We start from the raw sequence: 14,652 nt of genomic DNA on the forward strand, positions 1-14,652 counted from the left end.
GGTGAATGCTCCACTCGCCATTTCCCGTTCTTGAGACTGCCAGAGAGATGACCATCCTCTGCACTCCCGGCCGCAACCGGCCGCGTGCGGCCTTCGCGGGTGAGTCGGTCAGGCTCACGGCCCGTTTGTAGCCGGCCTCCGGACGCCGGTTAATCGATCCGTGGCCGCCGAACCCTCGAACCCGCGATTGCGCCCCTCCCGGCCCCGGCCTATAGTGCCTCATCCCCATTCAACAGCGTGAGACGGGACATCCGGATCGACCATCCGGAGCCCGCGGCCCGATGCCCGGCCCCCGTCCCGCCAGGCCGGAGCACGAGAAGACATGTCCCAGGGTCCGCTGATGCCCAAGGCGACCGCCGTCTGGCTGGTCGAGAACACTTCGCTCGCCTTCGAGCAGATCGCCGATTTCTGCAAGCTGCACCCGCTGGAGGTGAAGGGCATCGCCGACGGCGAGGTCGCGGCCGGCATCAAGGGGCTCGATCCGGTCTCCACCGGCCAGCTCACCCGCGACGAGATCGAGAAGGCCCAGAAGGCGCCGCACTACAAGCTCAAGCCCGCCGTCTCGAAGGTGAAGCTGCCGGAGGTGAAGCGCACCACCAAGGGGCCGCGCTACACTCCCCTCTCCCGCCGCCAGGACCGGCCGAACGCCATCCTCTGGCTGCTGCGCAACCACCCCGAGTTGAAGGATGCGCAGATCATCCGCCTGGTCGGCACCACCAAGTCGACGATCCAGCAGATCCGCGAGCGCACCCACTGGAATTCGGGCTCGCTCCAGCCGATGGACCCGGTGACGCTGGGGCTCGCCACCCAGATCAACCTCGACTTCGAGGTCCAGCGCGCTGCGGCCGACCGCCCGGCCGCGGTGGCGGCCGAATCCGGGGCCTCGCTCCTGCCCACGGAAATCTCCACGGCCCGGGAGTCCGAGCCCGAGGAGGCGGAGGAGCATGGCGGTCGCGAGGAGCGGCTCGATGCCGATTCGGTCTTCGCCAAGCTCAAGGGCCGGCACCAGGACGAGGACGACGAGGCGTAGCCCGGCCGTCCGCGGGGCCGCGGCACGGAGACGGCGCGGGGTTCAAGGTCCGGGCCGCGTCGAAGGCCGCCAGGAACGCCGTGAGGTTCTCGGGCAGGGCGGCGCAGAGATAGCCGCCCTCCTGCACGAGGGCCGTGGGCAGCCCGGCCCGGGCGATCCGCGCCGCCGCGCCGGCGAAACCCGCCCGGGTGACGCTCAGGGCGCCGATCGGGTCGTCCCCGGCGGCGTCGAGGCCGAGCGCCACCACGAGCCCACGCGCGCCCCGCGCGGCGATGGCCGCGAGCCCCGCCTCCACGGCGGCGAGCCAGGGCCCGTCGCCCGAACCCTCGGGCAGCGGCAGGTTGCGGTTGAAGCCCGCCCCCGCCCCCGCGCCGGTCTCGTCGGCATAGCCCGCGTAGAACGGGAAATAGTTCGCCGGATCGGCATGCACCGAGACCGTGAGGATGTCGGCGCGCGTGTAGAAGATCCCCTGCGTGCCGTTGCCGTGATGCACGTCGATGTCGAGGATCGCCACCGGACCGCCGGTGGCGGCGCGCATCCGGGCGGCCGCGATCGCGCTGTTGTTCAGGAAGCAGAAGCCGCCGGCGGACTCCGCGTAGGCGTGGTGGCCGGGCGGCCGGCACAGGGCGTAGGCCTGGCCCAGGGCCAGGGCGGCATCGGCGGCCGCGACGGCGCATTGCGCCGCGCCGTAGACCGCGGGCCATGTCCCGGCGCGGATCGGCGTCGAGGTGTCGGCCATGTAGAGGCCGGCGAGCCCGAGTAGGCCGGCGGGCTTCCGGTGCATCTGCGGCCGGGCGAAGGCGCCGGTGAGGATCTCGTCGGCGATGCCCGGCATCTCCGCCCGGCGCGTCCAGGCCTCGGCCAGGAACGCGACGTAGTCGGGATCGTGGACCGCGTGAATCGGGCCGAGGCCATGGTCGCCTGGCTCCGCCAGGACGTGGCCGCCCTGCAGCGCCGCGTCGCGCAGGATCGCGTAGCGCGCGGCCTGCTCGGGATGCGGGATCGGCGTGCCGCGCCGCATGTAGAGCGCGGGATCGTGCCGGGCCGAGTCGGGGCTGTGGAGGACGCGCATCCCGCGAGGCTAGCGCATCGTCCCGGACATCGGAACCACGACGATGCTGTAGGTCCTTGATTTCGCATCCTCTTCTTCCGGAAGCCGGAGGCCGCCTTTCGGGATGATGCTCCCGACCGCCCCGCGCCGACGCGGAATCCGGTCCGGCGAGAGGGGATCGGGGGCGATCGAACGCCGCGTCAGGCCGTCCGTCCGGGCCGGCCGTCCTCAGGCCGTGCGGCGGTCAGATGAGGTCGACCGCGCCGTCCGTGCGGACGACCTTTGGGCAGCCCGTCGCGTCCACCAGGCGTTGCGCTGCGTCCAGGGAGCTGTGACGCTCCCGCGCGATCGCCGGCACCGTCATCCATCGCGCGGTCATGCCGAGGCTCCGTCCGTGATCCGTCGGGGTCCCGGCGCAACGGCGGAACCGGCGGCGGCTTCACCGGGCCGTCCTCCCGGGCGACGAGGGTGTGCGGGTTGCGGACGAGCCAGCCCGCGGGCTCGGGCGCCGCGGCGGCGATCTCGCGGAACAGGGTCGGCACCCGCGCCCAGGGCTCGGTGACCGGTCCGGCACTCGGCCGGATCTCGGCCTGTCCCTGCCCGCCGGCGACGCCGATGTCCGGCCAGCGCGCGCAGAAGGCCGCGACGCAGGCCGGGTCGAAATGGCGCCCGCTCTCGGCGCGGATGCAGGCCAGGGCCGCCTCGAAGGACATCGCCGCCTTGTAGGGCCGCTGCGTCGTCAGGGCGTCGAACACGTCCGCCACCGCGACGATCCGGGCCGCCAGGGGAATCGCCGTGCCCGCGAGGCCGCTCGGATAGCCGCTGCCGTCCCATTTCTCGTGATGCGCCTCGGCGATCTCGGCGGCCAGCCGGATCAGCTCGGACGCGCTCCCCCCCAGGATGCGCTTGCCGATGGTCGCATGCGTCTTGATCAGGGCGAACTCGTCCGGGTCGAGCCGGCCGGGCTTCAGCAGGATGCCGTCCGGAATGCCCACCTTGCCGACATCGTGCAGCGGCGCCGCGAGATAGAGGCTGCGGCAGAAATCTGGGGCGAGCCCGAGCCCCTCAGCCACGATCTGGCTGTAGCGGGCGACCCGCCACGTGTGGTCCCCGGTGTCGTTGTCGCGGTACTCGACCGCCAGGGCCAGGCGGAAGATGATCTCCTCCTCGCGCTCGCGCATGTGGCGCAGGGCCGCCTCGACCTCGCCGTCGAGCCAGGCCGCCTGTTCGGCCAGCCGCCGCACGGCCTTGGCGAGGCGGATCACGTTGCGCAGCCGCACGGTCATCTCGACGCCCTGCATGGACGTGTCGAGGAAATCGGACGCCCCCGCCTCCAGGGCGGCGAGCCGCACCGCTTCGGAGATGTCGTTGGTGATCATCACCATGGGCACCTGCGCGTAGTGCGGGATCGTCCGCATGCACCGGATGAAGGCGATCCCGTCCATGGCGGGCGAGTGGCAATCCACCAGGACGAGGTCGAAGGCCTTCATCTGGGCCTCGACGAGGGCCGTCGCCGGATCGGCGTAGTCGGTCACGTTCACATCGGGCTTGGCCTCCAGCAGCCGGCGCAGCCGCAGGCGCATGGTCGCGCTGTCGTCAACCAGAAGCGCGTCCATCACGGGCTCTCGGAGCGTGTGGCGGGCGCCCGCGGACGCCCGGACCGGTGGGCCGCGTTCGCTTCGGTGACAGGCGCCAGGGATCGTTTTGCCATCGACTCAGATGATCCAGACCGTGTCGGAGATCATTGGACTGTCTGAGTTAATGACCAGTGAATAATGCTTTCGATCTCAAGAAATATAAGCTTTGATTGTTGCATAGAAATATCTATCTTTGGCCCGGAAGGGTAGTTTTTGACGTGTTTGTATCAGACTTATCGATGTTACGAGCAGCTGATAGCTGGATCTACTGTACTGATTTGGGTGCATAGCCATCAACAGAATTGCTCCGGGCCGGGCCGCCCCGTCTTCGGGCGCCCCAGGTGCCGCGTCGGCCCGGGCGCGCTGACACGCGGCCGGGCCGACGCTACCGTCGTCGGACGGCGCGACGCGGCGGGTGGACGGAGGGCGCCGGGACGATGATGCGGTTCGATCTCATCGATCTCGGCCTGTTCCGGCACGTGGTCGAGGCCGGCTCGATCACCCATGGGGCGGCGCGGGCGAACCTCGCCCTGGCGGCGGCCTCCACGCGGATCCGGCTGATGGAGGACTCCCTCGGGGCCGCCCTCCTCACCCGGGGGCGCCAGGGCGTGAGCCCGACCCCGGCCGGGCGCGCGCTCCTCGTCCACGCCCGGGAGGTCCTGGCCGGGGTGGAGCGCCTGCGCGAGGAGATGTCGGCCTTCTCGGGCGGGGCCTTCGGCCAGATCCGGGTGCTGGCCAATACCAACGCGCTGACCGAATTCCTGCCGGACGCGCTCTCGGCCTTCCTGGCCGATCACCCCGGGATCGGCGTCGAGGTCGACGAGCGCACCTCCGAGGAGATCGTCGGGCTGGTGGCCGAGGGGGTGGCCGATCTCGGCATCCTGTCCGGCACGGTGGATACCGGCTCGCTCCGGACCTTCCCGTTCCGGGAGGACCGGTTCGTGCTGGTCGCCGCCCGGGACCATCCCGTGGCGGGGCGCGGGGCGATCCCCTTCGCCGAGGTGCTCGGTCACGACCTCGTCGGCCTCGACCGGCGCAGCGCCATCAGCCGGTTCCTGGTCGCCCAGGCCGCCCGGGAGGGACGCCCGATGCGCCTGCGGGTGCAGCTGCGCGACTTCGACGCCGTCTGCCGCCTCGTGGAGGCCCGGGTCGGCCTGGCCATCCTGCCCGAGAGCGCGGCCGCCCGCGCCGCGCAGGGCCTCGCCCTCGCGGTGGTGCCGCTGGCCGACCCCTGGGCGCGACGCGACCTGACCCTGTGCCTGCGCGATCTCGACGGGCTGCCGCCGTTCATCCGCGCCTTCGTGGCGCAGCTGCGCGGCTGAGAATCCGGTTTCATATGGGCGAGCCCTGCTGCGGGTCCGGGTCAGAGCCCTGGTCCTTCAGGGGCTCCGCCCCCGAGCCCCGCCAAAGGGCCGAGCCCTTTGGAATCCGGGGGCGGCCCTAGCTCGGCACCGCCTGGATCACGTTGCGCAGGGTGCCGATGCCCGCGACCTCGGTCTCCATCACGTCGCCGGGCTTGAGGAATTCCGGCGGCTTGCGGGCGTTGCCGATGCCGGGCGGCGTGCCGGTGGCGATGATGTCGCCCGGGACCAGGGTGAGGCCGCGCGAGAGCTCGGCGATGATCCGGGCGACCTTGAAGTACATCTGCTGGGTCGAGGCATCCTGCTTGATCACCCCGTTGACCCGGGTCTGGAGCCGGAGGTCGGCGGGGTCGAGATCCGCCGCGGGGACGATCCACGGGCCGATCGGCCCGTGGCCGTCGAGGCTCTTGCCCTTGAACCACTGGCCGCCGTGGAGCTTGATCTGCATGTCGCGGGCGGTGGTGTCGTTGATGACGCTGTAGCCGAAGACGTGGCCCATCGCGTCGGATTCCGCGATGTTGCGCCCGCCCGTGCCGATGACCACGGCGAGCTCCACCTCCCAGTCGATGGCGGTCGAGACGGTCGGATCGTAGGGAATCGGGTCGTAGGGCCCGTTCACCGTGTTGACGCCCTTGGTGAAGAACACCGGATGGGCCGGGTATTCGGCATGGGTGCCGCGGACCGCCTGACCCTCGGCGAAGTGCTCCAGGTAGTTCCAGCCGACCGCGTAGATGTTGCGCGTCGGCGCCGGGATCGGGGCGAGGAGCCGCACGGTCTCGACCGACGGGCCGTCGCCTGACGCGGCTACCCGGCGGACGCGCTCCAGCGCCGCCGGACCGGCCTCGATGAGCGCGACCATCCGCGCGGCGTCGAAGCCGAGATCCGGGACGCGGGACAGATCGACGATGCGGCCGTCCGGTCGCACGGCGCCGAGCCGGGGCGTGCCGCCCGCCTCGGGGACGAACGTGGCGAGGCGCAGCGCCCCCTGGCTCCCGCCCGCGGGCGGGATCGGTCGTCCCGGGCCGGCGTCGGGCGCCTGCGCGGCGGCAGGCGCCGCCAGGACGCCGGCCGCCGTCGCGGCCGCCGAGAGGTGCAGGAAGTCGCGTCGTGTGCTCATCATCGTCCTCCGTTAACGCCGCGTCGGCATGCGCGGCGCTGCGTATCTGGCGCATGTCCCGCGGCACCGCCGCGTTGAATCGGGGCCCGTCCCGTCACGGCGGGCTGCCGAGGGAACGCCGTGGCCGCCGCCACGACGCGCCCGGGCGCCGGCCAGGGTGCGAGACTCGGGCGAGCCCGGCCCGTATCATGAAGCGGGTCTCCGGAAGCCCGGCGGCGCGGACCCGGGCCATGGCGGGCGTTGCATCCATCGTGACGCCGTTCCGGGTCGTGACCCTGTTCCAGACCCCCGGCAGCGCGGGGGTGACCGGGCCGATGACGGGGCTGGCCGCCCTGCAGAGCGCGGCCGCCCTGGTCGGGTCCGCGCCCCGGCGCGAAAGCCACAGCCCGGCACGGATCCCGTCGGGGGGGATCAGCCTTGGCCGTCATTGGACACTGCCTACTGGCTCGTATATCACCGGGATCAAGCTTGGCCAGAAGGGCTGAGTATTGCTTTCGGGTGGCAATATGGTGTCGCGGATCGCGGTTCTAGGACTCATCGTGCTCCTGGCAAGTGCCTGTTCGCGTTTGCCGAGCGTGCCCACCGCGTACAGTTCCCTTCCGCCGGTCGCGCCGGCCCACGAGCTCGCGCGGACCGTGACGAGCCCCGCCGCGACGAGTCTCGCTGCGACAAGTCTCGCCGTGACGGCGGTTCCGGAGGCGGCTTTGCCGGCCATCCGCATCCCGGGTGCGGGTCTGGGACGCGGTGTCGCGACGGGTGGAGGACAGGGTGTGAACCCCACGGATGTCCTGGAGGCCTCGGCGCGGGCGCGGCTGTCCTGGACGGTCATGCGCCCCGCGGAGCTGACCAGGCCGCTCTTCATGGACCGGGCGCTCGTGCACGCGAGCGTTGCGGAGACGGGGGCGCTCGCCGCGGACCGTCCGGCCGCCAAGGCCGCCGCGCCGACCTACAACCGGGAGGTGGTGATGGACCGCCTGGAGCAGGATGGCCGCCGCGCCGCCAAGCCGATCTGCTCCGGCTGCTGAGCGGCGCGCCGGCCCCTTCCCCAGTCCCGGCGACACCGCGGATCCTGACCCGGATCCCGTGACGCGCGGCGCGATCTCGTCCGTGTCGGTTCAGCGCGCCGCCGGAGCCGGACCGCCTCAACCCTGCTCCGGACGCTCTCGGGCGTTCCGGTCTGCTTCGTCCCGGCGCGCCGCCCGGGCCAGGGCGATCAGGTCGGCGGCGCTCGGCGTGCCGCTCGTCCCCGGGACCGTGCCGACCAGCAGCAAGCCCGGCGGCACCGTGCGGATCCGGCCCCGGATCCGGCCGCCTTCGGCGCGCGCCGTCCGGCGGCCAATCCCTGGATCGATCGGATGCGCCATGGGGCCGGGCTCCCCCGTCAGCGGGGATCGGGCCGGGGACGGGGCCGCGGTATGGGGATGGTGACCAGCTCGCCGGTCGTCGGATCGAGGATCGTCATGGGCGCTCCCGTGGCAGGGCGCCATGGCAGGCCCGAATTGTGTTTTAACCTTGGCCTTTGAGGCGCCGGCCCACAGTTTTCGTGGCCGATGTCGGCTCGGTGCGGTCGGAATCTATTGAATAGCCGTCACGACAATTGAATTCGATCCAGCGTCCTGGAGCCTGCCTTCGTGTGTCCTGCGCCGAACCCCGGGTCGCCGCCGGGGAGGCCGGGTCGATCACCGCCGGCTTCAGCCACCCGCCGCGCCCGCCGCCCTTGGCGTTCCACGGGATGCCGGCCGCGACGGTGGCTCCCCGCGGCCAGGCGGCGTCCGCTCCCACGGCGCGCGTCGCGACGATGGGCGGGCTCGCCGCCATGGGCCACAGCGTGAGGCCCCGGCAGCCGCGGGCGGCTCGCGGACGTGCCGGATCCGTGATCCCGGGCCGGTCAGCCGAGCCGGACCCGCCAGATCTCCGCGGCGTACTCGCGCATCGCCCGGTCGGAGGAGAACCACGCCATGCGGGCGGTATTGCGGATCGCCTTCGCCCACCAGCCGCGGGGATCGCGCCACGCGGCGTCGATCGACCGCTGCACCCGCCAGTAATCGTCGAAATCGGCGGTGAGCAGGTACTGGTCGCGGCGGCGCAGGTCGTCGGTGAGCGGGCGGAACCGGCCCGGCTCCTCCGGGGAGAACCGCCCCGCGGCGATCATGTCTAGCGCCGCCGCCAGCCGCGGCGAGGCCTGGATCGCCCGCGCCGCATGGTCCGGCACGGCCAGCCGGTCCCGCACCCCGTCGGCCTCCAGGCCGAAGATGAAGATGTTCTCCGCCCCGACATGGTCGCGGATCTCGATGTTGGCGCCGTCGAGCGTCCCCACCGTGAGCGCGCCGTTGAGGGCGAACTTCATGTTGCCGGTGCCGGAGGCCTCCATGCCGGCGGTGGAGATCTGCTCGGACAGGTCGGCGGCCGGGATGATCGCCTCGGCCAGGCTCACCGAATAGTTCGGCAGGAACACCACCTTCAGCCGGCCCGCGACCTCGGGATCGTCGTTCACCGCCTTGGCGACGTCGCAGGCGAGCTTGATGATCAGCTTGGCCTGCACGTAGCTCGGGGCCGCCTTGCCGGCGAAAATCTTCACCCGCGGCGTCCAGTCCCGGTGCGGCTCGGCCTTGATCGCCTGGTAGAGCGCCACCGTCTCGACCACGTTGAGGAGCTGGCGCTTGTACTCGTGGATGCGCTTGACCTGGACGTCGAACAGCGCGTCCGGATCGATGTCGATCCCGGTGCGCGCGGCGACGAGGGCGGACAGCGCCTCCTTGCGCTGCCGGCGCACGGCGGCGTAGCGCGCCACGAAGGCCGGATCCTCGGCATGGGCCTCGAGGCCGCGCAGCAGCTCCGGATCGTCGAGGACGCCCGCCCCCACGGTCTCCACGGCGAGCCGGGTGAGGCCCGGATTGGCGTTGTGGAACCAGCGGCGGAAGGTGATGCCGTTGGTCTTGTTGACGATCTTGTCCGGATCCAGGGCGTGCAGGTCGGCGAAGACCGTGGAGCGCATCAGGTCCGTGTGCAGCGCCGAGACGCCGTTGACCCGGCGGGCGCCGTGGAACGCGAGGTGCCCCATCCGCACCCGGCGGCCGTGCGATTCGTCGATCAGCGAGATCGAGGCGAGGTAGGCGGCCTTGTCGGTCTCGGCGCCCTGCCGGCCGTGCTTGGCCTGCTCCTCCAGATGCATCCAGTTGATCAGGTAGATGATCTGCATGTGGCGCGGCAGCAGCCGCTCCATCAGCTCCACCGGCCAGGTCTCCAGCGCCTCGGGCAGGAGGGTGTGGTTGGTGTAGTGCAGCGTGTTGGTGGTGACGTGCCAGGCATCCTCCCAGGACAGGCCGTACACGTCCAGGAGGAGGCGCATCAGCTCCGGCACCGCGATGGCCGGGTGCGTGTCGTTGAGCTGGATCGCCGCGTGATCGGGCAGGGACCGGACGTCGCCGCGCTCGGCCACGTGGCGGGCCACGAGGTCCTGGAGGGAGGCCGCGGTGAAGAAGTATTCCTGGCGCAGGCGCAGCTCCTGGCCCGCGGCGGAGGAATCGCTCGGATAGAGCACCCGGGAGATCGCCTCCGCGCGCATCCGCGCCGCCACCGCCCCGACATGGTCGCCGCCGTTGAACAAGGCGAGGTCGACGGGCTCGCCGGCCTCGGCCTTCCACAGGCGCAGCGCGTTGACGTGGCGCCCGCGCCAGCCGACCACCGGCACGTCGTGGGCCACCGCCCGCACGGTCTCGGCCGGCTGCCAGTGGCGCCGGATCACGCCCTCGGCCTGCGAGGACATCGTGACCGTGCCGCCGAAGCCGATCGCGTAGGTCGCCTCGGGCCGGGCGAATTCCCAGGGATTGCCCTCGGCGAGCCAGGTCTCCGGCGCCTCGCGCTGCCAGCCGTCCTCGAAGGATTGCCGGAACAGGCCGTGGTCGTAGCGGATGCCGTAGCCCATGGCCGGGATGCCGAGGCTGGCCATGCTCTCCATGAAGCAGGCGGCCAGCCGCCCCAGGCCGCCATTGCCGAGCGCCGCGTCGGGCTCGGCCTCCTCCACGGCGTCGAGATCGACCCCGAGTTCCCGGAGCGCGGACCGGGTGGTCTCGGTGAGGCCGAGGTTGTTCAGCGCGTCCGACATCAGCCGGCCGATCAGGAATTCCAGCGACAGGTAGTAGACCCGCTTGTTCGGCACCCGGCGTTCGGCGGCCATGCAGGCCGCCACGATCCGGTCGCGCAGGGCCAAAGCGGTCGCCGCGAACCAGTCGCGCGGGCGGGCCGCCTCGGGCGTCCGGCCCAGCGCGAAGGTGAGCTTGGCGCGAATCGCCTCCCGCAGGTCCACCACCGCGTCGCCGCTTGCGGACAGGGCCGGGGCGGTCCAAGACACGGGCGCCGGGGCCTCGGGCGCGCGCTCCTCGCGGGAGGCATCCTGCGGCGCTGGCCGGATCAGAACATCGTTCAACACGTGCGAGTCCCCCAAAGTCTGGCCCCCGGCTTTTGGCGCCGGGGCAATCGTGGGCGGATTATCTCTTCTGTGGATTGCCGCCCCGTGAACGGGTGGGCGATCCGTGCCCCGAAGCGTCCGAGTGTGCGGCCGGCTTCCGGCGAAGTCGTGGCAGCGCTGCGCCTTTACGGCGCACGGGCACGGCCCGGGAGATATGGCACGCCCTCGTGACATTCCAGTCACACGCGTCCGATAGGCAGGCCGCACTGCCGGTCGCGGGCGGTGGGGTCTGCCGCTGACCCTGAGCGGGTTTCGCAAAAGGAGCTGCTGGTTTTGCGACGAAAACCTTTGACCAACCAAGGATCTGAGCGGACGCAGGATTGGCCTTCCCACGGTCCATGACAGTCGTGCGCCGACTTGTTTGGCAAGCGCAACGAGCCCCCTCTCCCGTGCGGGAGAGGGTTGGGGTGAGGGGCGGGAGGAATCAGGATGGAGCGCGCCATCGACGCGCGTAAAGGCCGAGCCTTTTCCTGAATGTTCTCATCCCGCACCCTGTCCCTTTCCCGCACGGGAGAGGGGACCCGCGCCCCATTCGGCGAGGATGGCGTGCCTGTCGCGTACGGTCTGGCTCGCCAATCTAAGTCTGCTCAGGGCGGCAACGCGAGAGGCGCAGCATGACCGACACCGTCTGGTGGAAGCGCGGGACCGTCTACCAGGTCTATCCCCGCTCCTTTCAGGACACGAACGGCGACGGGGTCGGCGACCTGCCGGGCATCACGGCGCGCCTCGACCATCTCGCCTGGCTCGGGGTCGACGCCGTGTGGATCTCGCCGATCTACCCCTCGCCCATGGCGGATTTCGGCTACGACGTCGCCGATTACTGCGGGATCGACCCTCTGTTCGGCACGCTCGCCGACTTCGACGCGCTCGTCGCCGAGGCGCATCGGCGCAAGCTGCGGGTGATCCTCGACTTCGTGCCCAATCATTCCGCGATCACCCATCCGTGGTTCACGGAGAGCCGCGCGTCGCGCACGAGCCCGAAGCGCGACTGGTACATCTGGCGTGATCCGGGCCCCGACGGCGGCCCGCCCAACAACTGGCTGTCGAATTTCGGCGGCCCGGCCTGGACGCTGGATCCGGCCACCGGCCAGTATTACTACCACGCCTTCCTCAAGGAGCAGCCGGACCTGAACTGGCGCAACCCCGCGGTGCGGGAGGCCATGCACGCCGTGCTCCGCTTCTGGCTGGAGCGCGGGGTCGACGGGTTCCGAGTCGACGTGATCTGGCACCTGATGAAGGATCCGGCGTTCCGCGACAACCCGGTCAATCCCGACGCCGCACCGGGGGCGCCCGGGATCACCCGCTTCCTCCAGGTCTATTCCGCCGACCGGCCGGAGGTGTTCGACGTGATCGCCGGGATGCGGGCGGTGCTGCGCGGCTATGGTGAGCGCGTGCTGATCGGCGAGATCTACCTGCCGGTGGAGCGGCTGGTGGCTTATTACGGCCCGGACCTGACCGGGGCCGACCTGCCCTTCAACTTCCAGCTGATCCAGACCCCGTGGCGGGCCGAGGCCGTGGTCGACCTCGTGGCGCGCTACGAGGCGGCCCTGCCCCCGGGCGGCTGGCCGAACTGGGTGCTCGGCAACCACGACCAGCCGCGCATCGCCGCCCGGGTCGGGGAGGCCCAGGCCCGCATCGCCGCGATGCTGCTCCTGACCCTGCGCGGAACGCCGACCCTCTATTACGGCGACGAGATCGGGCTCGGCCACGTGCCGATCCCCCCGGGGGGCGCCCGGGACCCCTGGGAACGCAACGAGCCTGGGCACGGCCGCGACCCGGAGCGCACGCCGATGCAGTGGGACGACAGCCCGCGGGCGGGCTTCTGTGCGGGCTCGTCCGCCGCCGAGCCCTGGCTGCCCCTCTCGGAGGATTGGGCGACCCGCAACGTCGAGGCCCAGCGCTCGGACCCGGCCTCGATGCTGACCCTGCACCGGCGGCTGCTGGCCCTGCGCCGCGACCACGCGGCGCTCGCGGTCGGCGACTACCGGGGCGTGCCCCTCGGGGTCGAGGGGGTGTTCGCCTACGAGCGCGTCCTCGGCGGCGAGGTCCTGCGGATGGTCCTGAACTTCGGCGGCGCGGCCCGGAGCCTGCCGCTGCCCGACGGCGGCTGGACCGTGCTGCTCTCGACCCGCCCGGGCCGCACGGGCGAGGCGGCCCGCGCCGCCCTGGCCCTCGACGCCGCCGAGGGGGTGATCCTGCGCCGCGAATAGAAGTGTCGGCGGCTGGAGGGACTCCGTCTGGGTGCAGCTCATGCCGCATTGCACGCGGCGTAACCGAAGTTTAACGCAGCCGGTGGCCTATTTTGTGCGTCGCAGCGGAACCGTCGCGACGGAGGAGCATTGACCGTGGTTGAGATCGCGACAGCCGTGTCTGCCCGATCGTCTGCCAGACCGGGGCATCCCGCCCGGCCAGGATCAATGCCGATGCTCGATGCGCGCCGTGGTGATCCCTTCGCCGATCGGCCGTCGGGCGAAGGGGACGGCGCCGTTCATGTCCCTTCGGCCGCCCGGCCGGCCTCGCTGCGCCGCCGCATCCTCTACGCAACCCCCGAGATGGCCGATTTCGTGAAGACCGGTGGTCTCGGCGAAGTCTCGGCCGCCCTGCCCCGGGCCATGGTGCCGCATTACGACATCCGCGTCCTGATCCCGGGCTACCGGGAGGTCCGGGCCGCGTTCCCCGAGATCCCGGTGGTCGCGCGCCTCGACGGCTTCGCGGGGGTCCCGGCCTGCGACCTCGGCCTCGTCGAGGCGGCGGACGGGCTGCGGATCTACGTGCTGCTGGCGCCCGACCTCTACGAGCGCGACGGCACGCCCTACGGCGACGCCCACGGCGATTTCGGCGACAACGACCTGCGCTTCGCCCGGCTCAGCCTCGCGGCCGCGGAGATCGCCGCCGGCATCGACGCCGATTGGGCGGCCGATCTCCTGCACCTCAACGATTGGCAGGCGGCGCTCGCCCCGGCCTATCTCGCCTGGCGCGGCCGCCGGATCCCGAGCGTGCTGACGATCCACAACCTCGCCTATCAGGGCCTGTTCCCCCGGGACAGCCTGGGCCGCCTCGGCGTTCCGGACTCGGCCTTCCAGGTGGACGGCGCCGAGTTCTACGGCCAGCTCTCCTTCCTCAAGGCGGGGATCTTCTACGCCTCGCAGGTCACCACGGTGAGCGAGACCTACGCCCGCGAGATCCAGACCCCCGAGCTGGGCTGCGGCCTCGACGGGCTGCTGCGCACCCGCGCCGGACAGGGCCGGCTCGCCGGCATCCTCAACGGCATCGACGAGACCTGGGATCCGAGCACCGACCCCCACCTCGCGACCCGGTTCGAGGTCGACGACTGGAAGGGCAAGCGCGCCAATGCCGAGGCGGTGCGCCACCAGTTCGGGCTGGCGGTCTCCCGCGGGCCGCTCTTCGCCATCGTGTCGCGGCTCGTCCACCAGAAGGGCATCGACCTGAGCCTGCAGGCCGCCGAGGCGATCGTGGCCGAGGGCGGCCAGCTCGTGGTGATCGGCCAGGGCGAGGGCCGGTTCGAGCAGGCCCTGCGCGGCCTCGCCAGGCGCCATCCCGACGCGGTCGGTGTCCATGTCGGCTTCGAGGAGGCCCAGGCCCGGCGGATGTTCGCGGGCAGCGACTTCCTGCTGATGCCCTCGCGCTTCGAACCCTGCGGGCTGGCCCAGATGTACGCCCAGCGCTTCGGCTCCCTGCCGATCGTGCGCCGGACCGGGGGCCTCGCCGACACGGTCGAGGACGGGGTGACGGGCTTCACCTTCGCCGAACCCTCGGCGGCATCCTTCGGGGCGGCGGTCCGCCGGGCGCTGGAGGCCTTCGGCCAGAAGAAGCGCCTCAACGCCATGCGGCGGCGGGCTATGGCGGCCCGCTTCGGCTGGGATCGGGCCGCCGACAACTACGCCGGCCTCTACGCCCGCGCCATCGGCAACAGCCCGGCGCTCCGCTGGCGCGCCGCGTAGGGTTTTTACAGACGGATCCGCTTCTC

General features: G+C 71.6%; 10 protein-coding genes and 1 pseudogene. 6 read left to right on the forward strand and 5 right to left on the reverse strand.

The annotated features are described in order from the left end of the window. Nucleotides 1–322: 322 nt before the first annotated feature. Entirely contained in the window at nucleotides 323–1,030 is a 708-nt protein-coding gene (locus AC3IF1_RS19120) for a DUF1013 domain-containing protein (protein WP_243972471.1), read from the forward strand. Here the strand turns inward: AC3IF1_RS19120 and AC3IF1_RS19125 are convergent. Next, nucleotides 993–2,102, reverse strand: a complete 1,110-nt coding sequence (locus tag AC3IF1_RS19125) for a histone deacetylase family protein (RefSeq protein WP_489218885.1) — start codon at nucleotides 2,100–2,102, stop codon at nucleotides 993–995. The two genes, AC3IF1_RS19120 and AC3IF1_RS19125, sit on opposite strands and share 38 nt — an antisense overlap. Nucleotides 2,103–2,596: 494 nt before the next feature. Continuing rightward, nucleotides 2,597–3,697, reverse strand: a pseudogene (locus tag AC3IF1_RS19130) (HD domain-containing phosphohydrolase); the annotation flags it as partial. A 458-nt stretch (nucleotides 3,698–4,155) separates the two neighbouring features. On the opposite strand from AC3IF1_RS19130, the gene AC3IF1_RS19135 reads away from it, so the two are divergent. Then, complete coding sequence (locus AC3IF1_RS19135; protein ID WP_489218886.1) at nucleotides 4,156–5,040, forward strand: LysR family transcriptional regulator; 885 nt, start codon at nucleotides 4,156–4,158, stop codon at nucleotides 5,038–5,040. A gap of 118 nt (nucleotides 5,041–5,158) precedes the next feature. Here AC3IF1_RS19135 and AC3IF1_RS19140 read toward each other — a convergent pair whose 3' ends face one another. Beyond that, nucleotides 5,159–6,196 (reverse strand): fumarylacetoacetate hydrolase family protein, encoded by a 1,038-nt coding sequence (locus AC3IF1_RS19140; protein ID WP_489218887.1) that lies wholly within the window; start codon nucleotides 6,194–6,196, stop codon nucleotides 5,159–5,161. 230 nt (nucleotides 6,197–6,426) lie between these two features. Between AC3IF1_RS19140 and AC3IF1_RS19145 the strand changes: the two genes are divergently transcribed. Further along, a complete protein-coding gene (locus AC3IF1_RS19145; RefSeq protein ID WP_243972481.1) occupies nucleotides 6,427–6,681 on the forward strand; it encodes a hypothetical protein in 255 nt (84 codons plus the stop codon). 285 nt (nucleotides 6,682–6,966) lie between these two features. Next, nucleotides 6,967–7,221, forward strand: coding sequence for a hypothetical protein (locus AC3IF1_RS19150; RefSeq protein ID WP_243972482.1), 255 nt, complete (start codon nucleotides 6,967–6,969; stop codon nucleotides 7,219–7,221). 117 nt (nucleotides 7,222–7,338) lie between these two features. Here the strand turns inward: AC3IF1_RS19150 and AC3IF1_RS19155 are convergent, their stop codons facing one another. Together AC3IF1_RS19155 and AC3IF1_RS19160 are read right to left on the reverse strand one after the other, a co-directional pair. Continuing rightward, the gene (locus AC3IF1_RS19155; protein WP_243972484.1) at nucleotides 7,339–7,560 is read right to left on the reverse strand and encodes a hypothetical protein; all 222 of its coding nucleotides are present in this window, start codon (nucleotides 7,558–7,560) and stop codon (nucleotides 7,339–7,341) included. Nucleotides 7,561–8,084: 524 nt separating this feature from the next. Further along, on the reverse strand, nucleotides 8,085–10,625 hold the full coding sequence (locus AC3IF1_RS19160; RefSeq protein ID WP_489218888.1) for a glycogen/starch/alpha-glucan phosphorylase: 2,541 nt from the start codon (nucleotides 10,623–10,625) through the stop codon (nucleotides 8,085–8,087). Between the two features lie 653 nt (nucleotides 10,626–11,278). Here AC3IF1_RS19160 and AC3IF1_RS19165 point away from each other — a divergent pair. Continuing rightward, nucleotides 11,279–12,874: an alpha-amylase family glycosyl hydrolase gene (locus AC3IF1_RS19165; RefSeq protein WP_243972486.1), complete on the forward strand. Its 1,596-nt coding sequence runs from the start codon at nucleotides 11,279–11,281 to the stop codon at nucleotides 12,872–12,874. A gap of 213 nt (nucleotides 12,875–13,087) precedes the next feature. Then, the gene (glgA, locus tag AC3IF1_RS19170) at nucleotides 13,088–14,626 is read left to right on the forward strand and encodes a glycogen synthase GlgA (RefSeq protein ID WP_489218889.1); all 1,539 of its coding nucleotides are present in this window, start codon (nucleotides 13,088–13,090) and stop codon (nucleotides 14,624–14,626) included. The last annotated feature ends 26 nt before the right edge of the window (nucleotides 14,627–14,652 follow it).

Source organism: Methylobacterium sp. E-012 (assembly GCF_057836545.1).